At 42.0% G+C, this 23,863-nt stretch carries 19 protein-coding genes; 4 read left to right on the top strand and 15 right to left on the bottom strand.

Going from position 1 to position 23,863, the window contains the following annotated elements; all coding sequences use genetic code 11:
* From DWV68_RS01635 to DWV68_RS01620, 4 genes are all read right to left on the bottom strand, one after another.
* Positions 1–1,002 carry a hypothetical protein gene (locus tag DWV68_RS01635; RefSeq protein ID WP_117698437.1) on the bottom strand — a complete coding sequence of 334 codons (1,002 nt, stop codon included), beginning with the start codon at positions 1,000–1,002 and terminating at the stop codon, positions 1–3.
* A gap of 1 nt (position 1,003) precedes the next feature.
* On the bottom strand, positions 1,004–1,426 hold the full coding sequence (locus DWV68_RS01630; protein WP_118173021.1) for a hypothetical protein: 423 nt from the start codon (positions 1,424–1,426) through the stop codon (positions 1,004–1,006).
* Positions 1,427–1,523: 97 nt separating this feature from the next.
* Entirely contained in the window at positions 1,524–1,925 is a 402-nt protein-coding gene (locus tag DWV68_RS01625) for a flagellar protein (protein WP_117698439.1), read from the bottom strand.
* Positions 1,926–1,936: 11 nt separating this feature from the next.
* On the bottom strand, positions 1,937–2,635 hold the full coding sequence (locus DWV68_RS01620) for a ComF family protein (protein WP_227700511.1): 699 nt from the start codon (positions 2,633–2,635) through the stop codon (positions 1,937–1,939).
* Between the two features lie 225 nt (positions 2,636–2,860).
* Between DWV68_RS01620 and DWV68_RS01615 the strand changes: the two genes are divergently transcribed.
* Genes DWV68_RS01615 through DWV68_RS01605 form a run of 3 tightly spaced genes read left to right on the top strand, consistent with a single transcriptional unit; the run spans position 2,861 to position 5,641 of the window.
* A complete protein-coding gene (locus DWV68_RS01615) occupies positions 2,861–3,871 on the top strand; it encodes an ABC transporter substrate-binding protein (protein WP_330414759.1) in 1,011 nt (336 codons plus the stop codon).
* 50 nt (positions 3,872–3,921) lie between these two features.
* Positions 3,922–4,851 carry an ABC transporter permease gene (locus tag DWV68_RS01610; protein WP_117698468.1) on the top strand — a complete coding sequence of 310 codons (930 nt, stop codon included), beginning with the start codon at positions 3,922–3,924 and terminating at the stop codon, positions 4,849–4,851.
* Positions 4,844–5,641 carry an ABC transporter ATP-binding protein gene (locus tag DWV68_RS01605; protein ID WP_022244517.1) on the top strand — a complete coding sequence of 266 codons (798 nt, stop codon included), beginning with the start codon at positions 4,844–4,846 and terminating at the stop codon, positions 5,639–5,641. Before DWV68_RS01610 ends, DWV68_RS01605 begins: the two co-directional genes overlap by 8 nt.
* A gap of 180 nt (positions 5,642–5,821) precedes the next feature.
* On the opposite strand, the gene recD2 is transcribed toward DWV68_RS01605, so the two are convergent.
* From recD2 to secA, 9 genes are all read right to left on the bottom strand, one after another.
* Complete coding sequence (gene recD2 / locus DWV68_RS01600; protein ID WP_118664858.1) at positions 5,822–8,026, bottom strand: SF1B family DNA helicase RecD2; 2,205 nt, start codon at positions 8,024–8,026, stop codon at positions 5,822–5,824.
* A 197-nt stretch (positions 8,027–8,223) separates the two neighbouring features.
* Positions 8,224–8,583, bottom strand: a complete 360-nt coding sequence (locus DWV68_RS01595; RefSeq protein ID WP_118664856.1) for a rod-binding protein — start codon at positions 8,581–8,583, stop codon at positions 8,224–8,226.
* A gap of 20 nt (positions 8,584–8,603) precedes the next feature.
* Positions 8,604–9,419 carry a flagellar hook-basal body protein gene (locus DWV68_RS01590; protein ID WP_117698443.1) on the bottom strand — a complete coding sequence of 272 codons (816 nt, stop codon included), beginning with the start codon at positions 9,417–9,419 and terminating at the stop codon, positions 8,604–8,606.
* 111 nt (positions 9,420–9,530) lie between these two features.
* Positions 9,531–10,331: a flagellar hook-basal body protein gene (locus tag DWV68_RS01585; RefSeq protein ID WP_117698444.1), complete on the bottom strand. Its 801-nt coding sequence runs from the start codon at positions 10,329–10,331 to the stop codon at positions 9,531–9,533.
* A gap of 19 nt (positions 10,332–10,350) precedes the next feature.
* Positions 10,351–11,346: a rod shape-determining protein gene (locus DWV68_RS01580; protein WP_022244522.1), complete on the bottom strand. Its 996-nt coding sequence runs from the start codon at positions 11,344–11,346 to the stop codon at positions 10,351–10,353.
* 481 nt (positions 11,347–11,827) lie between these two features.
* Complete coding sequence (uvrA, locus tag DWV68_RS01575) at positions 11,828–14,662, bottom strand: excinuclease ABC subunit UvrA (protein ID WP_117698445.1); 2,835 nt, start codon at positions 14,660–14,662, stop codon at positions 11,828–11,830.
* A gap of 22 nt (positions 14,663–14,684) precedes the next feature.
* Positions 14,685–16,667, bottom strand: coding sequence for an excinuclease ABC subunit UvrB (gene uvrB, locus DWV68_RS01570; protein ID WP_022244524.1), 1,983 nt, complete (start codon positions 16,665–16,667; stop codon positions 14,685–14,687).
* A 173-nt stretch (positions 16,668–16,840) separates the two neighbouring features.
* On the bottom strand, positions 16,841–18,040 hold the full coding sequence (locus tag DWV68_RS01565; RefSeq protein ID WP_118664854.1) for an FprA family A-type flavoprotein: 1,200 nt from the start codon (positions 18,038–18,040) through the stop codon (positions 16,841–16,843).
* A gap of 82 nt (positions 18,041–18,122) precedes the next feature.
* Positions 18,123–20,693 (bottom strand): preprotein translocase subunit SecA, encoded by a 2,571-nt coding sequence (secA, locus tag DWV68_RS01560; RefSeq protein ID WP_118664852.1) that lies wholly within the window; start codon positions 20,691–20,693, stop codon positions 18,123–18,125.
* A 709-nt stretch (positions 20,694–21,402) separates the two neighbouring features.
* On the opposite strand from secA, the gene DWV68_RS01555 reads away from it, so the two are divergent.
* Positions 21,403–21,666 (top strand): TIGR03905 family TSCPD domain-containing protein, encoded by a 264-nt coding sequence (locus DWV68_RS01555; protein WP_118664850.1) that lies wholly within the window; start codon positions 21,403–21,405, stop codon positions 21,664–21,666.
* A 728-nt stretch (positions 21,667–22,394) separates the two neighbouring features.
* On the opposite strand, the gene DWV68_RS01550 is transcribed toward DWV68_RS01555, so the two are convergent.
* Both DWV68_RS01550 and DWV68_RS01545 read right to left on the bottom strand, forming a co-directional pair.
* Positions 22,395–22,823: a hypothetical protein gene (locus DWV68_RS01550; protein ID WP_118664848.1), complete on the bottom strand. Its 429-nt coding sequence runs from the start codon at positions 22,821–22,823 to the stop codon at positions 22,395–22,397.
* Positions 22,824–23,003: 180 nt separating this feature from the next.
* Positions 23,004–23,765 (bottom strand): LysM peptidoglycan-binding domain-containing protein, encoded by a 762-nt coding sequence (locus DWV68_RS01545; protein ID WP_118664846.1) that lies wholly within the window; start codon positions 23,763–23,765, stop codon positions 23,004–23,006.
* Positions 23,766–23,863: the final 98 nt, after the last annotated feature.

Genomic DNA, 23,863 nt, shown 5'->3' with positions numbered 1-23,863 from the left:
TTATTTCAGCAAATCTTCGTCTATATCCATTTCCTCTGCCAATGCTTTGCGGGAAATACGTTCTTTTTCCTCATCCTTGGCTGCGATACGTTTTACCTTTTTCTCCTTGGTTGTAACATAAATCTTCGGTACCGCTTTTACATAATAGTAATATTCATCATCCTCAAACTGTACCCGTTCTGTCCTGCTATAATCCAGGTTAAAGAACAGGAACTGCTGTATCAATGCAATCACCGTAGAAATTACGCTTCCTACAATAATCCAGACGATTCGTCCCTTGATGCCCAGCATTACAAAACCGCTGATCAGCACAGTAAGTCCAATCAGAATGCCAGCCAGTGACGCCACTGTCCATGCATGATCTATGGACAGGCGGCGCACTACATAAACCACCAGTAAAATCACAATAAAAGTTGCCAGTACCAGATACATTTCCTTATTACCCAGCAGCTGGTTGATTGCTACCACCATTTTTGAAGCCGCATTGCTGTCCTCTTCCACCGCACTTAATACTGCCTCATTTTCCTTTATTCCCTTCAGGAAATAAAACATCACAGTTCCGCTCACAATAGATGCAGCAGATGCCGGTGTCCGTAACAGTCCTGCTGAAATCGGCATGATATACGGGATATGTAATGTAAATGTTATCGGTGTCAGCACTGCATAATAACCATCTTTTGGTGAAAACCGTAAATACAGCAGTGCGATAACCAGCATAAGAATCAGTCCTACCACGCATACATCCATAGACAGTGCAAATAAATGTGCAGCAATCAGAATGAACGCAAACAACAGGATAGCGTTGACCGGAAGAACCGCACATAACAGTGCCAGTACCAGTGTTACCGGAAGTCCGGCCAGTCTGGTCATATAGCCAATATTTTGATTGATCAGTAGAAATACCACTGTTGCCAGAATAAACTTAAGTACCGGCACCACATATATTTCATTTTTTCCAAAAAAGCGGATTAACCGCTCCTTCAGTTCGAGTAAACCCGTCATCCTAAACCTCCCAGTCATCCGTATTAGATATATTTTCTTCCTCACGATACAGACTGCTCACCCTCTTCAGTCTGTTATAATACTCCTTCACCTGTTTTCTCCCCTTTGTATATCTACGATTATAGATAATATAAGTAATAAGCAGATAAGCAGCCAGAAATACCAGATACACCATTACAATCTGGATGCCAAATCCAATCATATCCATATCATTAATTTTCTTTACCAGATTCTCCATGTCGTAAAAAAGCCACAGCACAAAAAGAAGTCCAAACGCAATGGTTCCGGCAAAAAAGCTTTTTATCAACTCCATGGCAACATAATCTCTTCTAAAATACTGTGTTGCTTTCTGGCAGGCTTTACTTTCTTCATTTTCGAATTCTGACAGCTTTGTCATATGTCTGACGCGTTCTTTACTAATCATACTCTGCTCCTAAACAAACTCTCTTTAGTATAACATAGATATTATCTTCTGAAAAGAAAAAACTGCCACCAGTCACTGCGGCAGTTCTTATCTACAGTTACAGATATCTCATCTTATCTCTTTCCTTCGGTCTCTTATCCAACTGAGGCTCCACCGGTTTTTTCTTTATTACACTCTGGAAGTCCGTTTCCATTTTACGTTTGCATTTTTCACAGAAACGTCCTGTTTTGATAATTGTTCCACAGCCTTCACATTCCAGACCAAGTGGTGAATCTTCTGAAAAGACAAGTCTTTCTTCACGCACCCACTGTTTAATCTGTTTTACAGAAACATCATTATCTTCCGATACAACCTGTATCGGAGTATTCGGGTTCTGCCGCAAATATTCTTTTACCTCCTGGAACTTCTCTTCCAGCTTATCTTTGCAGGCTTTACATAACGGTACGCCCCCATAATAATTAAATAATCTTCCGCATCCTTTGCAGTTTCTTACGTCCATTCTTTCTCCTCCTAATGTCCCCTGCCAATGCTAATGCAAAGCACATAAACCTCTTGTATTCCTGATACCTTCAAACATTCTGCTGCTGCATCCACGGTACTTCCAGTTGTGTAAATGTCATCTACAAGCAGAACTTTTCTTAATTGTACTATATTTTGTGCGATTGTAAAAGCCTTTTTCAGATTTTTCTTGCGTTCCTGGTCATTAAGTTCCTTCTGGGGTCTGGTATTTATACACCGATATAGCAATTTCGTTTCTACCGGAATTCCGGTACGTTTTCCTATTTCCTTTGCAAAGAGTTCTGCCTGATTATACCCTCTCTCCCTCCTGCGTTTCCGATGCAGCGGAACCGGTATGATTGCATCTATCCCCAGTCTTGAAATCCACCGGGCATACTGTATACATGCCATTTTTCCATAAAAAGCTGCATATTCACGCCGATTGGCATATTTAAAACGATACAGCGAGTGTTGCACTGCCCCCTGATAAACAAATACTGCCTTTCCCGAATCAAAAAAATGTTTTTTCCGGTCACAGTCACCGCAGTATTCCTTCCTGGCATTCCCAATGGGTTTTCCGCACCGTTTACAGACCGGTTCCTGCACCAGTTCTGCCTTTCCGATGCACTCCGGGCAGATTTTTCCATCCGGCGGTATCACCTCATCACACAGCGGGCATCTTCTTGGGAATATAATATCCAGTATATTCATTATTTCCTTTCCAAAACTCTCTTTGCACATATTAGCACAGTCCCTTTTACAAAAACATTAACATTCTCTTAATTTTTCCTGATAAAAATAGGATTTAATTTATTGACTTATTTTTCTCTACTTATTATAATTAGTCTATTCGAATTAACGCTTTAATGCATAAACGCACAGACGCACGAACGCGTTAAATCAAAAAAATATTACATATTTCAGGAGGAAATTATTATGAAAAAAATGAAGAAATTTCTCTCTCTTTCAGTTGCAGCAGTTCTTGCGCTCAGCATGACCGCCTGTGGCTCCAAAGCAGGAGATACCCAAAACGCTGACGCTACAGAGAAAAGTTCATCCAACGCAAAGTACACCGTTGGTATCTGTCAGCTCGTACAGCATGAGGCATTAGATGCTGCAACAAAAGGATTCAAAGACTATCTTACCGAGAAATTAGGTGATGACGTTGTTTTTGACGAGCAGAACGCCCAGGGTGATTCTGCCACATGTGCAACTATCGTCAACTCCTTCGTTTCCAAAAATGAAGACCTGATTCTTGCAAATGCAACTGCTCCTCTTCAGTCTGCAGCTGCTGCAACTACAGATATTCCTATTCTTGGAACTTCCGTAACAGATTACGCAACCGCTCTTGACATTTCCGGCTGGTCAGGCACAACAGGACGTAACATTTCAGGAACTTCTGACTTAGCTCCTCTGTCCGAGCAGGCAGCTATGTTAAATGAATTATTCCCGGACGCTAAAAATGTCGGACTGCTTTACTGCTCCGCAGAAGCAAACTCACAGTATCAGATTGATGTTATCAAAGAAGAATTAGAGAAATTAAATTACACCTGTACTGCATATTCTTTCGTTGATTCCAACGATATTGCAAGTGTTGTCCAGAGTGCTGTAAATGATAACGATGTTCTTTACGTTCCTACCGACAACACTGCAGCTTCCAATACAGAAGTTATCAATAACATTGCAGGGGAAGCCGGTGTTCCAATTATTGCAGGGGAAGCCGGTATCTGTAAAGGATGTGGTGTTGCTACCTTATCCATCAGCTACTATGACCTTGGATATCAGACAGGTAAAATGGCATACGAAATCTTAGTAAATGGTGCAGACCCATCCACTATGGAAGTTGAATTTGCTCCAGCAGTTACCAAACAGTACAACCCTGACATCTGCGAGAAGCTTGGCATCACTGTTCCAGACGATTACGAAGCTTTAGACATGTCTGAGTAATTTTTACTTTTGAATTATTTATTTAGAAACCGGAGGAACTTATTGTGGAATTGCAAATTGCTGATTTATTAAACGCTATGCCCGGTGCTGTAGCCCAGGGATTAATCTGGGGTATTATGGCAATCGGTGTATACATCACTTTTAAAATACAGGATGTGGCAGACTTAACCGTGGATGGAACCATGAGTCTTGGCGGTGCTGTCTGTGTTACTCTGATTGCTTCTGGACAGAATATCTGGGTAGCAATCCTTGCCGCTACCATATCCGGTATGCTGGCAGGATTAATTACCGGAATCTTCCATACGAAAATGGGAATCCCGGTAATCCTTGCAGGTATTTTAACCCAGCTTGGATTATACTCCATTAACTTAAAGATTCTTGGCGGCAAATCCAACCAGGCAATCAGCGCTGACAAATACGATTTAATTGTATCTTTACGATATGTAAAAAATGTGGCTTTTTATAAAAACACCATATTTATCGTTGCTATCTTTGTCATCGCCATTATAGCTATCCTGTACTGGTTCTTCGGAACTGCAAGAGGCTGTTCTATCCGTGCTACCGGATGCAACCCGAATATGAGCCGTGCCCAGGGTATCAACACAAATTTCAATACCGTAATCGGTTTAATGATTTCCAACGGTCTTGTTGGTCTTGCCAGCGCTCTTTACTCACAGTATCAGGGATTTGCTGATGTTAATGCAGGACGTGGTGCTATCGTAATCGGTCTTGCTGCCGTTATTATCGGCACTGTATTGTTCGAAAAGATTTTCCACAACTTTGCGTTGAAGCTTTTATCTGTCGCTATCGGCGCTGTTATTTACTACGCTGTACTTCAGATTGTTATCTGGCTTGGTCTTGATACTAACTACTTAAAGCTGTTATCTGCGCTTGTGGTTGCTTTCTTCCTTGCAGTTCCTTACTGGAAGAAGAAATATTTTACAAAACCAGTAAAGAAAGGAGCCAAAACCAATGCTTAAAGTTGATCATATTTACAAAACATTTAATCCGGGAACCATTAACGAAAAAACCGCTCTTAACGGCACTACCCTTACTTTAAACGAAGGTGATTTCGTTACTGTCATCGGTGGAAATGGTGCCGGAAAATCCACTTTATTAAATGCCATTGCAGGAGTCTTTCTTGTAGATGAAGGTTCCATTTCTATTGATGACGTAGATGTTACAAGAATGTCCGAGCACAGACGTGCCAGTTTCTTAGGACGCGTATTCCAGGACCCTATGATGGGAACCGCTGCTACCATGGGAATCGATGAGAATCTTGCCCTCGCTGCCCGTCGTGGCAAAAGCAGAGGTCTTGGAAGCGGTATTACCAAGGCAGAAAGAGCACATTACAAAGAATTGTTAAAAGAGCTGGATTTAGGACTTGAGAACCGTCTTACCTCTAAAGTCGGACTGCTTTCCGGTGGTCAGCGTCAGGCACTGACTCTTCTTATGGCTACTTTAAACCGTCCAAAGCTGCTTCTCTTAGATGAGCACACCGCTGCTTTGGATCCAAAGACTGCTGCAAAGGTTCTTACTCTTTCGGATAAAATAGTTGCAGAGCAGAACCTTACCACTCTGATGGTAACACACAACATGCGTGATGCAATTGTTCATGGCAACCGTCTGATTATGATGAATGAAGGTCAGGTTATCTTAGATATTTCCGGAGAAGAGAAAAAGAATCTTACCGTAGAAGATTTATTAGAGAAATTCGAAGAAATCAGTGGCGAAGAATTTGCCAATGACAAAGCTTTATTATCCAAGTAATTGGTATCTGCCGGTTTTTAAACGAAAATTGACAAATGACTTGCTTTGCAAGTTGTCAGACACGCAAAAACCAGCCGGAATTCTGCAAAATACAGAATTTCGGCTGGTTTTTCTTTCTTTCCAGACACCCGTAAGAAGCGGTCGGTGGAAGGTTCTGCATGTCTGTACAGCCAACCACCTCTACACATTTTCTTCCAGTCTTGCCCGTAGACCGCTGTATCTGGTCTGCTCTGTAATATTCTGTTCCATCTCATAGAAGCACATTTCATTTCCCACAAGAGTTACACACTTTCTTGCACGGGTTACCGCTGTATACAAAAGGTTTCTGTTCATCAGCATTCTCGGTCCCCCAAGAAGCGGAATTACAACTGCCGGATATTCACTACCCTGGGATTTATGTATTGTAATGGCATATGCCAGTTCCAGTTCCTCTAATATTTTAAAGGAATACTCCACCACCTTGTCTTCATCATAGACCACGGTCATTGTCTCTTTATAATCATTGATTTCACGGATAATTCCCGTATCCCCATTAAACACACCGGTTCCACGGTCAATGGCAAATCCATATTTACTCAAGACCTCCCACTCCAGCTGATAATTATTTTTTATCTGCATGACCTTGTCCCCTTCGCGGAACACTTTATCGCCATACTCTTTTTCTTTCTTATCCGGAGCGGGAGGATTTAAGTATCGCTGCAGGATGGCATTCAATCGTTCTACGCCCAGATTTCCTTTTTTCATCGGAGTCAGCACCTGTATATCATAAGGCTGTGCATTTACAAATTTAGGCAGTTTCTGCATAATCAGCTGCAGTACCACATTGATAATCACATCTGCATCATATCGTTTCAAAAAAAAGAAATCCATGCTCTTGTTATCTAACACTACTTCTTCTCCCCGGTTGATTTTATGGGCATTGACAATGATATCACTCTGGGATGCCTGTCGGAAAATCTTGGTAAGCTGTACCACATGGAACTGTCCGCTGTCGATAATATCCTTTAATACGCTTCCCGGTCCTACGCTCGGAAGCTGGTTTACGTCTCCTACAAGAATCAGTCTTGTTCCGGCTACCATTGCTTTCAGAAGGGACTGCATCAGGCTGATGTCCACCATGGACATCTCATCGATAATTACAACATCCGTTTCCAGCGGATTACTTTCATTTCGTTCGAATCCTACCGCTCCTTCCATTCCACCGTTTAATTCCAGCATCCGGTGTATGGTTTTGGCTTCATATCCGGTCATTTCGCTCATTCGCTTTGCAGCTCTTCCGGTAGGTGCTGCCAGAAAAATGTCCAGACCTTCCAGTTCAAAATATTTGATAATACTGTTAATTGTCGTCGTCTTACCAGTTCCGGGTCCACCGGTGATTACCAAAAGTCCGTTTCTTACTGCCTCCGAAACAGCCTCTTTCTGGTGTTCATCCAGTTCCATGCCTGTCTGCTTCTCAATCTTATGGATTCGCTGGGTAATCTCTGCATCTGACACATCATAGGCAATATCCAGATTCTTAAGCATCATGGCTGTATTTACTTCCGTATAATAGAGTGGTGCGCCATAAACCTGAACCTGTTCACCCTCCTGTTTCATAATGATTTTCCGCTCTATCGACAAATCCATATACTGCTTTTCGATTGCTTCTTCTGTTACACCCAGAAGTTCTCCTGCCCGCTTTGTCAGTTCTTCCTCCGGCAGAAAGGTATGACCCTCCCCGGATGCCTGTAAAAGTGTATACAATATACCGCTTCGGATTCGAAAATCAGAATCTGTATGAATACCGACTTTCTTAGCAATTTCATCTGCAATCCGAAATCCCACACCACTGATATCATCCGCCAGACGATATGGATTCTCCTGAATGATGCCGTATACTTCCTGTCCGTATTCTTTATAGATTTTCACCGCAAGATTCAGTGTAATGCCATACTGCTGCAAAAATATCATTGCCTGACGCAGATCTCGTTTTTCAGAGACCTGGTCTGATATTTCCATTGCTTTCCGTTCACTGATTCCTTTCACTTCCGCTAACCGCTCCGGTTCTTCTTCGATAATCCGGAAGGTATCGCCTTTAAATCTTCTTACAATTCTTGCTGCAAGTGCCGCACCAATCCCTTTAATTGCTCCGGAGCCAAGATAACGCTCAATGGACAGTTCATCGGTTGGTTCTTTCTCCACATAACTTTCAGCTTTAAACTGCTTTCCATAGGTCGGATGTGCCGTATATTCACCGGTCACTTCGATATTCTCTCCCTCACTGATTCCCGAAAAGATTCCCACGCAGGTAATCTCTTCTTCTTCGCAAACCAGCACCAGTACCGTATAGCCATTGTCAGCATTTCGATATATGATATGATCTACATAACCGGTTATCGTCTCCATCGTCTTTCCTTTCCAACAGAATAAAGAATGTGCCTTGGCACAGTCTTGCGCCTGCGGCGGTCGCTTGCGACATCTGCCTTATACGCCGCAGTGTGCATCCTTGCGGAGCATTTTTTACTTTACAGGAAAGCAATTTCCTGTAAAGTAAGAGAAGGCTGTCATCATATGACAGCCCCTTTTATCGTCTTTTTTAAATTCTATTCCATATTATAATTACGCTTCATCTGCTCATACAGCTGCTGTGCCAGACTGTTACTTCCGCCACTCTGTTCTACTGACTGGCTTGCCAGCTTCTGTATCATCTCGTCTTCAAAATAATCCGTCATCTGACTCATACTGACATCCTGGTCTTCGTTCTCCGGAATGGTTTTCTTCATTTCCTTATAAACCTGTTCTAAGAAATATGCCTCAAATTCCTTGCAGACATCCATCAGTTCGTCATCCGTTGCACCTGATAAATCTGAATTCAATGTCTTCTCCAGTCCATTGGAACTGTTACTTGCCTGTGATGAAGTTGTATTCAGCAATGTCGAAATATTATCCATCGATATACTCATACTTTACCCTGCCTTTAGAACTATCTTCTTAATGAATTTGCCTGTCCAAGCATCTCATCTGCTGCCTGAATCGCCTTAGAGTTTAATTCATATGCACGCTGTGCAATAATCATATTAACCATCTCGTCTGCCACCTGGACATTGGATGCTTCCAGATAATTCTGGCATACCTTGCTTCTGGTCAGTCCCGGAGTAGTCAGCTCATTCATCGGATTACCGGATGCTGCTGTTGCAACCAAAAGGCTTCCAGAATCCTTTTCCAGTCCAGCCGGATTGGTAAACTGATATACGCCAATCTGTCTGTTCATATCTATGGTATTGCCTGCCGCATCTTTATAATAGAACTTTCCATCATTTGATACTTCGATAGATGATGCAGTCACGCCATCCGGCAGAACAATTTCATTTCCATTACTATCTAATACCGGAAGTCCGGCTTCATTGCAAAGTGTCGTTCCATTAGTTCCGATTGCCCAGCCAAATTTACCATTTCTGGTATAGTATGTCTGTCCATCTTCTCCACGTACCGAGAAAAATCCTTTTCCTTCCAACGCAAATGCTGTATTGCTGGAATTGGCAATTAATGCTCCATTGGTAAAATCAGATGTAATAGAGGCTACTCTGGTTCCCAGTCCCACCTGAACCGGAACCGGTTTTTCATCACCATTTGCAGAAGTTGTTTTAGACTGCAGTGTCTGATACAGCAGTGATTTAAACTCTGCCTGTTCGGATTTGTAACCTGTTGTATTTACATTCGATAAGTTATTAGAAATCGAATCAATATTTGTCTGCTGTGCAATCATTCCTGATGCAGCAGTCCACAATGCTCTCATCATAAGCCCTGCGCTCCTTATCTCTCTTGCGCCATCCGTGGCCAGCCTTTTATGAAACGTACCTGTTTCCTACTTATTTATATCGGCTTCTTTTGCACTTTTCTTTAGTTCTTTTTATACTTTACCTACATTATTTACGGCTTTATCCAGTGTTGAATCCATCGTCTGGATAATCTTCTGTCCAGCCTCGTAAGCTCTGGTGATTGTAATCATATCTACCATTTCGGATACTACATTAATGTTGGAAGCTTCCAATGCACCCTGCTCTACTCTCGCATTCGATGCTACAAGCTGTCCGCCATTTACTACATCATAGAGATTCTCACCATATTTACTGATATAGTCATAATTATCTACATCTACCACACCAAGTCTTGCAACCACCTGATTATTCTGCATAATACTTCCATCGGAAAGCACTTCAAAATCCAGATTCGGATTAATCCGGATATAATTCTCTGCACCAGGATTGCCAGTGGAAGCTCCATTCTGGTTCAGCACATAATCACCGTCTTTGGTCACCAGATAGCCTTCTCTGGTCAGTGTAAATGCTCCATCCCGGGTAAGCTTCATAGATGTTTCACCATTCTTATTGGTAAATGATACCGTAAAAAAACCATTTCCATCCAATGCCATATCGGTACTTCTGTCTGTCACTTTAAAGCTGCCCTGGCTGAAATCGGTATATACTTCGCCAATATGCACACCCATACTGATATTTCCCAGTACCCGCGGCTGCCCATAATCAGAAGTATCCTTAATCTTAATTGCCAGTGTATCAGCAAATGTATGGTTTGTGGTACCTTCCTTCTTATATCCGGTTGTGTCGGCATTTGCCAGATTATTTGTCAGAATATCCAGACGGTTCTGTTCGTCTAGCATTCCGGTCCATGCGGTATATAATCCTTTTACCATCTACAGTCCTCCCGAAATCTTAATCGTCGTCTCTCTTACCAGCTAAGAATTCTACGAATTTACCTGTACCAATTGCTACACAAGTCATTGGTTCTTCTGCTGTCATTGTATTAATTCCTGTCTTATCTTCAATCAGCTCTTCCAGTCCTCTAAGTAATGAACCGCCACCTGTCAGCACAATTCCTCTGTCTGCAACATCTGCTGCCAGCTCTGGTGGTGTTTTTTCCAGAACACTGTGTACCGCTTCTACAATCTGTAAAGTCGGTTCTCTTAATGCTTCCTCAGTCTCTTCTGAAGAAACAGTTACTGTCTTAGGAAGTCCTGTTACCAGATTACGTCCACGGACATCCATAGTTTCCGGCTGTGCCAGCGGGAAACAGGTTCCAATCTTAATCTTAATATCTTCTGCAGTTCTTTCTCCGATCAGAAGATTATGTTTCTTTCTCATATAACGGACAATTGCCTCATCAAAATCATCTCCGGCAATTTTAATTGATGTACTTACTACCGAACCGCCCAGTGAAATTACTGCAATATCTGCGGTTCCTCCTCCGATATCTACAATCATATTTCCACAAGGTCTTGCAATATCGATGCCTGCTCCAATTGCTGCTGCAATTGGTTCTTCAATAATTGCAACTTCTCTTGCTCCTGCCTGATAAGTTGCATCCTCTACCGCCTTCTTCTCAACCTCTGTTACACCACTTGGTACACAGACACTGATTCTTGGCTTACGGAATGTTTTCTTTCCCAGTGCCTTCTGAATAAAGTACTTAATCATCTTCTCTGTTACGGTATAATCAGAAATAACACCCTGACGGAGTGGTCTTACTGCTACAATGTTGCCCGGTGTTCTACCAAGCATCAGTCTTGCTTCTTCACCAATCGCCTTAATCTTGTTTGTATCTCTGTCAAACGCTACTACGGACGGCTCTTTTAAAACTACGCCTTTTCCTTTAATATAAACCAATATGCTGGCTGTTCCTAAATCAATTCCAATATCTGTTGAAACCATGTCAATGTTTCCCCTTTCATCTGTTTCATTATATGTGGAGTAATCTATCTCAAAAAAAGACAGACTACGCATTCAATCATATTCTTACATATATAATCACATTATATACAATAAATGGCATTTTTCAAAGGTTTTTTTCTGTTTTTACTTATTTTTAATGAAATCGCAACATCTTCTTAACTTTCTTTTGCTTTCTAATTGTCTTAACTTTTTGTTCACATAATAGTCACACGTCTTCTATAGTATCATATATGTACTAGCTATTAAGCTAATATAATTTTTCATAACTCAGCCCTTCGGATGTCCTTCGGGATGTCCGGAGGGTACTCCCCAAGATAGTAACTGCTGAATGTTTCAGCAGTTTTTTTGTGCACATAACAGGAACAAAGAATGTGCCTATAGAAAATAGCACCTGCCGAACCCGCCACTGGCAGTTTCTAGCAGATGCCATTTTTCATTGTCTTATGCTTATCCGGTATTACTATTCCAGATATTTCTTTACATATTGTCCGGTATAGGATTCCGGTACTTTGGCAATCTCTTCCGGCGTTCCCTGGGCAACCACAGTTCCGCCACCGTCTCCGCCTTCCGGCCCCATATCAATAATATAATCTGCCGTCTTGATTACATCCAGATTATGTTCAATTACAACTACTGTATTGCCACCATCAGACAATCTCCTCAGAATTTCAATTAATTTATGGACATCTGCAAAATGAAGTCCTGTTGTCGGCTCATCCAGAATATAAATAGTCTTTCCTGTACTGCGTTTGCTCAATTCTGTTGCAAGCTTAATTCTCTGTGCTTCTCCACCAGACAGTTCAGTAGATGGCTGGCCCAGACGGATATAAGATAAGCCCACATCATAAAGGGTCTGTATCTTTCTTGCAATAGAAGGCACATTCTGAAAGAATTCCAGTGCCTCTTCCACTGTCATATTCAGCACATCATAGATACTCTTGCCCTTATATTTTACTTCCAGTGTTTCACGGTTATATCGTTTGCCCTGACACACTTCACACGGAACATATACATCCGGCAGGAAATGCATTTCTATCTTAAGAATACCATCACCGGAGCAGGCTTCACACCGGCCACCCTTCACATTAAAGCTGAATCTTCCCTTCTGGTATCCTCTTGCCTTGGCATCCGGAGTGGATGCAAACAAATCTCTTATCATATCAAACACACCGGTATAAGTAGCCGGATTGGAACGGGGTGTTCTTCCGATTGGAGACTGGTCAATATCAATTACCTTATCTAACTGTTCCAGACCTTCAATATCATCATGGGCACCCGGAATACACCTTGCCCGGTTTAAATCCCTTGCCAGACGTTTATAGAGGATTTCATTAGTCAGTGAACTCTTTCCGGAGCCGGACACTCCGGTAATGCAGGTCATTATACCCAGTGGAATCTTCACATCAATATTCTTCAGGTTATTCTCTCTTGCACCCTTTACAGTAATGAATCCGGTTGGTTTCCGTCTTTCTTTCGGTACCGGAATCTTGATTCTTCCGCTTAAATAAGCACCGGTGATAGAGTTCTTATTTTTCATAATCTCCTCTGCTGTTCCGGTAGCAATGACTTCTCCGCCATGTTCACCGGCTCCCGGTCCGATATCCACAATATAATCTGCTGCACGCATAGTATCTTCATCATGTTCTACTACAATCAGTGTATTTCCAAGGTCTTTTAACCCCTTTAAAGAATTCAAAAGTTTATCATTATCCCGCTGATGCAGACCGATACTAGGCTCGTCCAGAATATAAGCCACGCCTACAAGTCCGGAACCAATCTGGGTTGCAAGTCTGATTCGCTGTGCTTCTCCACCGGATAAGCTTCCGGTCGCGCGGGAAAGGGACAGATAATCCAGTCCCACATCCATCAGAAAGCCTACCCGCGCTCTGATTTCTTTTAAAACCTGGTCACCAATCAGATGCTGCTGCTCCGTCAGTTCCATTTCTTTTAAATAGGCATCCAGATTACGGATGGACATCGCTGTTATTTCATATATATTTTTACCGGAAACCGTTACTGCCAGTGACTCCTTCTTCAACCTCTGCCCGCCACAGCATTTGCATGGCGTAATCCGCATAAACTCTTCATACTGCTGTTTCATGGTATCAGAGCCGGTCTCACGGTAACGACGCTCCACATTCTTAATCAGTCCCTCAAAGGCAATGTCATATACACCTTCTCCACGCTGACCTTTATAATATACCTTTACAGACCTTCCATTGGTTCCATGAATCAGCATATTCCGGACTTCTGCCGGCAATTCCTTATATGGTGTATCAAGACTGAAGCCATATTCTTCAGAAAGTGCCTTAAGGATTGCATAAGTAAAGCTCTTCTTATCGGTAGAAGACTGCCAGCCCATTACCTGAATTGCGCCCTCTGCAAGACTCAGTCTTTTATCCGGTATCATCAGTTCTTCATCAAATTCCATCTTATAGCCCAGGCCAAAGCATTCCGGGCAGGCTCCGAATGGATTGTTAAAGGAAAAGCTTCTCGGTTCGATTTCATCAATACTGATTCCACAATCCGGACAGGAAAAGCTCTGGGAAAACTGCATGGTCTCTCCATCAATGATATCCACCATCAGAAGTCCGTTTGAAAGTTCTAACACATTTTCAATAGAATCCGTCAGACGCTTTTCAATACCTTCCTTTACCACCAGACGATCCACTACGATTTCGATATTATGTTTCTTGTTCTTATCCAGCTTTATCTCTTCCGTCAGTTCATAGGTATTTCCGTCCACCTGTACTCTCACATAGCCGCTTCGCTTTGCCTGTTCAAAGAGCTTCTGGTGTTCACCCTTTCTTCCACGGACTACCGGTGCTAAAAGCTGTATCCTGGTACGCTCCGGCAGCTTCATAATCTGGTCTACCATCTGGTCTACGGTCTGTTTCTTAATCTCCTTGCCGCAGTTCGGACAGTGCGGAATTCCAATCCGCGCATAGAGCAGACGGAAATAATCATAAATCTCCGTTACCGTTCCTACAGTAGATCTCGGGTTACGGTTTGTGGATTTCTGGTCAATGGAAATTGCCGGAGACAAACCTTCTATTTTCTCTACATTCGGTTTCTCCATCTGTCCCAAGAACTGCCTTGCATAAGATGACAGGCTCTCCATATAACGCCGCTGTCCCTCTGCATAAATCGTATCAAATGCCAGTGAGGATTTACCGGAGCCGCTGAGTCCCGTCAGTACCACAAATTCATCTCTTGGTATATCCACATCAATATGCTTCAAATTATGTTCGCTTGCGCCACGAATCCTGATATATTTTCTCTCTTTCTTTGCCACTTTTTCTTCCTCTTTCTCTACCTTACAAATCGCGAAGCATCTTCTTTAACTCAATTAACTTATCACGATATTCTGCCGCAGCCTCAAAGTTCAACTCTGCAGCAGCATGGTTCATCTTCTTCTGAATATCTGCAATCAGCTTCTCCAATTCCTTCTTATCCATGGATTCCGGATCTTTCTTGAATTCCATTTCATTCTTGGCTACCTTCTTGGAAATACTGATTAACTCACGGACAGATTTCTGAATGGTAGTCGGCGTAATGCCATGCTCTTCATTGTATTTCTGCTGAATCTCACGGCGGCGCTTTGTCTCATCAATCGCAACCCGCATGGAGTCTGTAATCTTATCTGCATACATGATAACATGACCTTCACTGTTTCTTGCCGCTCGTCCGATAGTCTGAATCAGTGAAGTCTCGGAACGCAAGAAACCTTCCTTGTCCGCATCAATAATTGCCACTAATGTAATTTCCGGTATATCAAGTCCTTCCCGCAAAAGGTTAATTCCCACCAGCACATCAAATACATCCAGCCGTAAATCCCGGATAATCTCTGCCCTTTCCAAAGTATCAATATCCGAATGCAGGTATTTCACACGAATACCCACTTCACGCATATATTCTGTCAAATCCTCTGCCATTTTCTTGGTCAGTGTCGTTACCAGCACCTTATGTCCTGCCGCAGTCTCTTTATTGACCTCTCCAATCAAATCGTCAATCTGGCCTTCTACCGGACGCACTTCCACGTCAGGGTCTAAAAGTCCTGTCGGTCTGATGATCTGCTCTACCCGCAAAAGTTCATGTTCTTCTTCATAATCATTTGGCGTTGCAGATACAAACAGCATCTGGTCTATCTGGCTTTCAAACTCTTCGAAGTTCATTGGCCGGTTGTCTTTTGCCGAAGGCAGACGGAAACCATAATCCACAAGCGTTGTCTTTCTGGACTGGTCTCCCGCATACATTCCACGAATCTGCGGAATCGTAATATGGGACTCATCTACCATAATCAGGAAGTCATCTGGAAAATAATCAATCAGTGTTAACGGTCTCGAACCTGCCGGCTGTCCGGATAAGTGCCTGGAATAGTTTTCAATTCCACTACAGAAGCCTGTCTCTTTTAACATTTCAATATCAAAATTCGTCCGCTCGGCAATCCGCTGTGCCTCTAAGAGCTTATCTTCCCCCTTAAAGTATTTCACACGCTCTTCCAGCTCTGCTTCAATGGTATCGCATGCACGCAGGATTTTCTCTCTTGGCACTACATAATGGGATGCCGGAAAAATACTGATATGATTCAGACTATTCTTAATCTCGCCGGTCAATACATCGATTTCTGTAATCCGGTCTATTTCATCGCCAAAGAATTCTACCCGGATAGCAGTCTCTCCACGGTCTGCCGGAAAGATTTCCAAAACGTCTCCCCGTACCCGGAAGGTGCCTCGCTGGAAATCCATATCATTTCTTGTATATTGTATATCAATCAACTGCCGGATAACATCATCACGATCCCGTTCCATGCCCGGCCGCAGAGATACCATCATCTTCTGGAAGTTCTCCGGTTCACCTAGTCCATAGATACAGGATACACTGGAAACGACAATAACATCCCGCCGTTCCGTCAATGCTGCTGTAGCAGACAGACGCAGTTTATCAATCTCATCATTCACAGAAGAATCCTTTGCGATATAAGTATCCGTGGATGGCACATATGCCTCCGGCTGGTAGTAATCGTAATAGGAGACAAAGTACTCTACTGCATTTTCGGGAAAAAATTCCTTGAATTCTCCATAGAGCTGCGCCGCCAGCGTCTTATTATGCGAAATAATCAATGTCGGTTTATTCATCTGGGCAATGACATTTGCCATGGTAAATGTCTTACCGGAACCAGTTACACCCAGTAGTGTTTCAAACTGATTGCCCTCTTTAAATCCCTTCACCAGCTTCTCAATTGCCTGCGGCTGGTCTCCGGTGGGTTGATATTTGGAAACTAATTTAAAATGATCCACTCAATTTCTCCTCTGTTCATTTACTCTTCCTTTAGTATTACCACGTTTCTCCGCTCATTATAGCACCCCATAGTAAAAAAGTACAGAACAAAATCGAATGTTTGTTCTGTACTCATTTTTACTCTGTTCGTTTTTATTTTATTTCATTTTATCTTCTGATAACTGCCAGTGCTTTAGAAATCTTTCTTAATCTCTGCCACCAGCTCATCCAGCTGTTCCAGCTGTTCGTTATTTAATGAAGATTTAATACTTACCTTTGGTTCAATAATCTTCATATCTTTCATTTCTGTAATCTTATCTGCCATCTGTTTTCCAGCTGTTGCTGCCCAGGTACCATTATCCAGAATCGCAACGGTACGCTTCTGAACTGCAAGTGCTTTCATGTCATTTAAGAAATTCTCCATAACCGGATAAACGTTTCCATTATAAGTCGGAGCTGCCAGTACAATATGGCTGCAACGGAATGCTTCTGAAATCAAAGTGGAAACATGTGTATTGGATACATCATATACTACAATATTATGGATATCTGCTTCTGCCAGCTTTGCTGCGAGTACATTTGCAAGATTTTCTGTATTTCCATACATGGACGCATAAGCAATCATAACTGCTTTCTCTTCCGGCTCATAGCTGCTCCAGGTATTGTATTTATCCAGAATGTAACCAAGATTGGAACGCCAGATTGGTCCATGCAGCGGACAGATAATAGAAATATCCAGTCCTGCCGCTTTCTTCAAGGTTGTCTGAACCGGTCCGCCGTATTTTCCAACAATATTGGTATAATAACGTCTTGCGTCATCCAGCCAGTCACGGTCAAAATCAATTTCATCATTAAAAATATTTCCGTTCAATGCGCCAAAAGTTCCGAATGCATCTGCTGAAAATAATACTTTGTCCGTTTCATCATATGTTACCATTACTTCCGGCCAGTGTACCATCGGTGCCATCACAAAGTGAAGGGTATGTTTTCCGGTATTTAATGTCTCGCCTTCTTTCACAGTAACGGAACGTTCTGCAACATCAAAGGTATAGAACTGCTGTATCATGCCAAAGGTCTTGGCATTTCCCACAACCTTTACTTCCGGATATCTTCTTACGATTTCTTCAATTAATGCACAGTGATCCGGTTCCATATGATTCACAATCATGTAATCCAGTTTTCTTCCATCCAGTGCAAATGCCAGATTTTCTAAAAACTGTCCTGCAATGGAACGGTCTACGGTATCTAATAATACTGTTTTTTCATCTTTTAAAAGATAGGAATTATAGGATACGCCTCTTGGAATCGGGAATACGTTTTCAAATAAAGCAAGTCTCCTGTCACTTCCACCAATCCAGATTATATCTTCTGTTACTTTTCTTGTGCAATGCATCTATTTTCCTCCTTTTGTCATATTTACTGTTATAATGTAATTTAATTATTATAAGTCGATTTAATTTTTAGTATTTTTATTCTTAAGCTTTTCTTCCGCAGCACTGTTTGTATTTCTTGCCACTTCCGCATGGGCACGGATCATTCGGATAAACCTTTGCTGCCGCACGTTTCTTCGGTACGCCCTGTGCAGTCTCATCCTTATTGGTTCCGGTTACTTTTGCAACCTGCTCTCTTTCTACCTTCTGCTCTACTCTGACATGGAATAACAGACGGACGGTATCTTCCTGAATACTGTTAATCATCTCTTCGAACATATCATAACCGCTCATCTTATACTCTACCAGCGGGTCTCTCTGTCCATAAGCCTGTAAACCGATTCCCTGACGCAGCTGATCCATATCATCAATATGATCCATCCACTTACGGTCAATAACTTTCAGTAAAATAACGCGCTCTAATTCACGGACAGCTTCCGGCTCCGGGAACTCTGCTTCCTTCTCCTCGTAGAGTTTTACAGCCTGTTCTTTTAAAGCATGTTTTAACTTCTTCTGATCCTTGTATTCTTTTGCCTGCTCCGGTGTCACCTGCTGAAGTGGAATAATTGGAATCAATAACTGGTTCAGTTCATTAATGTCCCATTCTTCCGGTGGTAAATCCGGCGAAATACAGGTATCTACTGTATTTTCCACTCTGTCGGTAATCATCTTATAGATAACATCACGCATGCTCTCGCCATTCAATACGCGGAGACGTTCTGCATAAATAATCTCTCTCTGGTCATTCATAACCTGATCATATTCCAACAGATTCTTACGGATTCCAAAGTTATTTCCCTCAATCTTCTTCTGTGCCTTTTCAATTGCACTGGTCAGCATCTTATGCTGAATCTGCTCGCCTTCCGGCACACCCAAAGTATTAAACATGCTAAGCAGTTTCTCAGAACCAAACAGACGCATCAAATCATCTTCCAGCGAAATGAAGAACTGGGATTCTCCCGGGTCTCCCTGACGGCCGGAACGTCCTCGCAGCTGATTATCAATACGTCTGGATTCATGACGCTCAGTACCGATGATTTTCAGACCGCCGGCTTCCTTTGCTTCATCATCCAGCTTAATATCAGTACCACGACCAGCCATGTTGGTTGCGATGGTAACCGCACCATGTACACCGGCCTGTGCTACAATTTCAGCCTCTAACTCATGGAATTTTGCATTCAAGACTTTGTGTGGTATACCACGCTTATTCAACATGGTGCTTACCAGCTCAGAAGTATCGATATTAATGGTACCAACCAGAACCGGCTGTCCCTTCTTGTATGCTTCTTCTACTTCATCCACAACAGCATGGAATTTTTCCTTCTTGGTCTTATAAACAGCATCCTCTTTATCCACACGGATAACCGGTCTGTTGGTAGGAATCTCGATAACGTCCATTCCATAGATGTCACGGAACTCTTTTTCCTCTGTCAAAGCGGTACCGGTCATACCTGCTTTCTTATCATACTTATTGAAGAAGTTCTGGAACGTAATATTGGCAAGGGTCTTGCTCTCACGTTTTACTTTTACATGCTCTTTTGCTTCAATTGCCTGATGTAATCCATCAGAATAACGCCGGCCCGGCATAATACGTCCGGTAAATTCATCTACGATTAATACCTGATCGTCTTTTACCACATAATCCTGATCACGGAACATCAAATTGTGTGCACGCAGTGCTAAAATGATATTGTGCTGAATCTCAAGATTATCCGGATCTGCAAGGTTATCAATGTGGAAGAACTGTTCCACCTTCTTTACACCTTCTAATGTCAAATTGACTACTTTATCCTTCTCATTTACCACGAAGTCTCCATCTTCTTCGATTTCCACTCCCATGATAGCATCCATCTTGGTGTATTCCTTCTGGTCTTCACCACGTTTCATCTGTCTTGCCAGAATATCGCATGCCTCATAAATACTGGTGGATTTGCCACTCTGTCCGGAAATGATAAGCGGTGTTCTTGCCTCATCAATCAATACAGAGTCGACCTCATCGATAATTGCAAAATGAAGTCCACGCTGTACTAACTGTTCCTTGTAAATTACCATGTTATCACGCAGGTAATCGAATCCCAATTCATTATTGGTAATATAGGTAATGTCGCAGTTATATGCATCCTGACGTTCCTTAGTGTCCATGCCGTTAAACACAACGCCAACAGTCAGTCCTAAGAATTCATGAACCTGTCCCATCCACTCAGCATCACGTTTTGCCAGATATTCGTTGACAGTTACAACATGTACGCCCTTTCCCTCCAATGCATTTAAGTATGCCGGCAGGGTAGATACCAGTGTTTTTCCTTCACCAGTCTTCATCTCAGCGATACGTCCCTGATGCAGGATAATACCACCAATCAGCTGAACACGGTAATGTTCCATTCCAAGCACTCTCTTTGCTGCCTCACGAACGGTTGCATATGCTTCCGGAAGCAGATCGTCCAATGTCTCACCATCAGCAAGTCTCTTTTTGAATTCTTTTGTCTTATCCTTTAACTGCTCATCAGTCAGTTCCTGCATGGCAGGCCGATAAGACTCTATCTTATCTATAAGCGGATAAATTCTTTTTAATTCTCTTTCGCTATGTGTTCCAAAGATTTTTTCTATTGCTTTCATATAATGCTCCTATCCATAATTTTGCTTACGCAACTATGAAATATTGTACCACTATCTGCCTTTCTTCACAATATCTAATCCCATGAACGTTTTATAAACTTTTTGTTAAATCAGTGGACTTTTTACAAACAGATGCTATAATAGGCAAAGATTGAACAGGCGATTGCAAAATGGAAAAACAGAATAAGATATTTTTATAGGTGAAAGACTTCACTTCTTTTTAATAGATATGAAATATCCCGTAATTCTTAGCACTTTATTTTTCTTGATTGCAGACTGTCTTTCCGGTTGCTTTGACATAGGATTCCAGAACTGTCCGCCGGTTGCGGATACAACGCCAAACCCGCAAGGGGCACTAGGAATTTCGATGAAATCATGATTATGTCCGGCAACCGGTGTATATTCACATCCATGTTCAGATACACCTCACTGGCACATCCCTGTGCCAGTGTTGCCGGTTGCCAGTGAAATTCCAAGTGCCCCTAGCAGCTTTGCCAAGGTATCCGCACTCCGGCGGACAGTTCCGGAATTTCTTGTCAAACATTGGAAAGACAGTTGATATAACAGAAAGAAAAATAAAGTGCTTAGAGTTACAATATTTCATATCTGAAAAGAAGAGGAGCCTTTCACCTCATAAAAAATATATCATACACTATTTTTCATTTTGCAATCGCCTGGCAACAAGTCCAGGTATAGAAAGGAGTTTCTTATGCATTACACATACAAAACCAAAGGAACCTGTTCCACCCAGATTGATTTGGATTTAGAGGGAAATGTTTTAAAACATGTTACCTTTACCAACGGATGTAACGGCAACTTAAAGGCTATCTCTTCTTTGGTAGAAGGATTAACGGTAGAAGAAGTAGAAGAGAAATTAAGGGGCATCACCTGTGGATTCAAATCCACTTCCTGTGGTGACCAGCTTGCCCAGGCATGCTTAGCAGCCCTTGAAGTACAGAAAAAAGAATCATAACAGAGCAAAGAATGTGCCTTGGCACATTCCCGCGGAGTGTTTTTTCTTTACAGGAAAGCAATTTCCTGTAAAGTGAAAAAGGGCATCATCTAAATTCTCTTAAGATGATGCCCTTTCATACTATTTCGTCCATTGGACTTTTACCTCATTTCGTATATTTCGTCTTCAATCCCTGAACCCTTCCTCCTGAATCCGTTCGCTTCTGAGTCCTGTTGGACTGGAACCATATCTTTACGTTGCCGTTCTGATTCTCCATCCACTTTTCTTTTGTATTTACCTCAGGTTTTCCTTCCGATTCTGAATCCATGAACTGAATCTGATTTTATTATTTATTATGTTAGGTTTCATAATATCTCTCAACTCTGCATTGGACCATACCTTCCTTTCTTACTATTGCGTTTTCCTTCATCTAAACGCTTGTCCGATTCTGATTTAATATCCTGGTGGTATCGACCTCCTCGTACATTATTATGAGTTTGTTCCTTCTCTTTCTGGTGGAATCTCCTCCTTACTTTGTTTCCGTTCATTTGTTTCTTTTGATGATTTGATTATATCTAACTATAGTTCATTTGTCAACACTATTTTTAGAATTTTCTTAATTATTTTTCGTATTTACTTTATTATATTACATGTATTGTATAAATTATCTGAATTTTCAGTTTTATTCCAATTGTTAAAACAAATATTAGGAAACGAGTATATTTGCAGTCTGCTGATAATGCCATTTCCTATTCGCTGATTTTCCACTCTACCTGGACACTTTCTTCTTTCTGAAGAGAAAGCAGAAGAGTAAATAACTGATGAATGGTCTCCATCAATTTCTGGCTTGGAAGAATTGCATACTGGGCCAGCCGTTCCAAATCAAAATAGCGGACATTCGGATCCGGCAGGAATACCATGTTGGTACTCCGCACTTCTTCTCCACAAGTCTCAATATTTTCATAAGTAATCATTACAAATTCATTTCCATGCTCTTCGCAGGAATAGGCTGTATAACACTCATCTACTACCCACTGCTTTCCGTCGGCTTCTACAACCGGCTTTTCGGATTTCTCTTTATATTCGCTGGTCTTCATCTCAACATTCCAGTGCTGCTTTCCTTCTTTGGTTCTCTCATATAAATGCTCTAATGTACTGTTTAAAAATTCTGGTGTCATTTTTTGCTGTCTCCTTCTATTTTCTTCTATTTTCTATTCTTTTTGTACTGGTACTTTTATGTTGTGGCTGTCCGCAGTTGCATTCGGACAGCCCCGGTTATTTTTGTCCTGTTTTTCTATTATAACACAGCCGCTTCTGCTGTGAAACCATAAGAAATAATACTTTTTAATGCCTTTTCTTTAACGAAGCCCGGATTCCTTTGCCTCTGTTTCCAGTCCGCTGGCAAGATAATCTGCCATGGCAATAATCTGCCGCTGGATATTCCAGAATGTCTGTAAATCTTTTTCATAATTACCGGCAAGCCGCTCACTGATTTCCTGTCCAATCAGTTCTACATGCATACGGAACATTTCTTTTAATGCACTTTCTTCATATTCCGGTGTTGCAGATGCTAAAAGTTCTGCGATGCGGTCTGCATTTTCGTTTAACCGGCGTACCTGCTCCACCGTATCCTTCGTTCTCCCTTCTTTTTTCTGGGTAATCAGTCCACCGGTAAGTTCTACATGGCGCACCAGTAAATCTCTGAGGCTGTGCACCGTATTTTCCGGATAATATCTGCCGAAAAGGTCTGCTATTTCCTCTGCATTATCAATTAATGCAGTAACCAGCTCCTGCTGATCCGGCAAATCCGCCGCCATGCTGACCAAAAGCATCCGGAGCAGGTAAGTATGATTCAGCCATGCCATCCGCATCAGTTCTTTTAAATTTCCTTTTCCGTTGTTATTGGAAATCCCGGAATTTCCTGTATTTCCCGACATTTCCGGTCTTGTGTATTCTCTGCCCGGACATATTTCTATCTTCATTCCAATCTGTAAATTGTAAGGATTTATCCTTGGATTGCTTAAAATAATAGAGGATACCGTTGTCTTATACTGCCGGGAAAGTTTGTATAATGTATCCCCGGCTTCCACGGTATGTTCGATTGAATTGCTGCAGTTCACGCTGACCTCTTTCCATTCTTTCTTACTTTCGTATTAGTTTATGTCAAAAATGTTGATTGGTTCCCCGATTTGCTCTTGCCAGGGAATGCGATTGCGTA

It is taken from the genome of Roseburia sp. AF12-17LB (assembly GCF_003479605.1).
Taxonomy (GTDB): Bacteria; Bacillota; Clostridia; order Lachnospirales; family Lachnospiraceae; genus Roseburia_C; species Roseburia_C amylophila.
The sequence above is the reverse complement of the archived record's forward strand: the minus strand, read 5'-3'. Positions and strand labels throughout refer to the sequence as shown.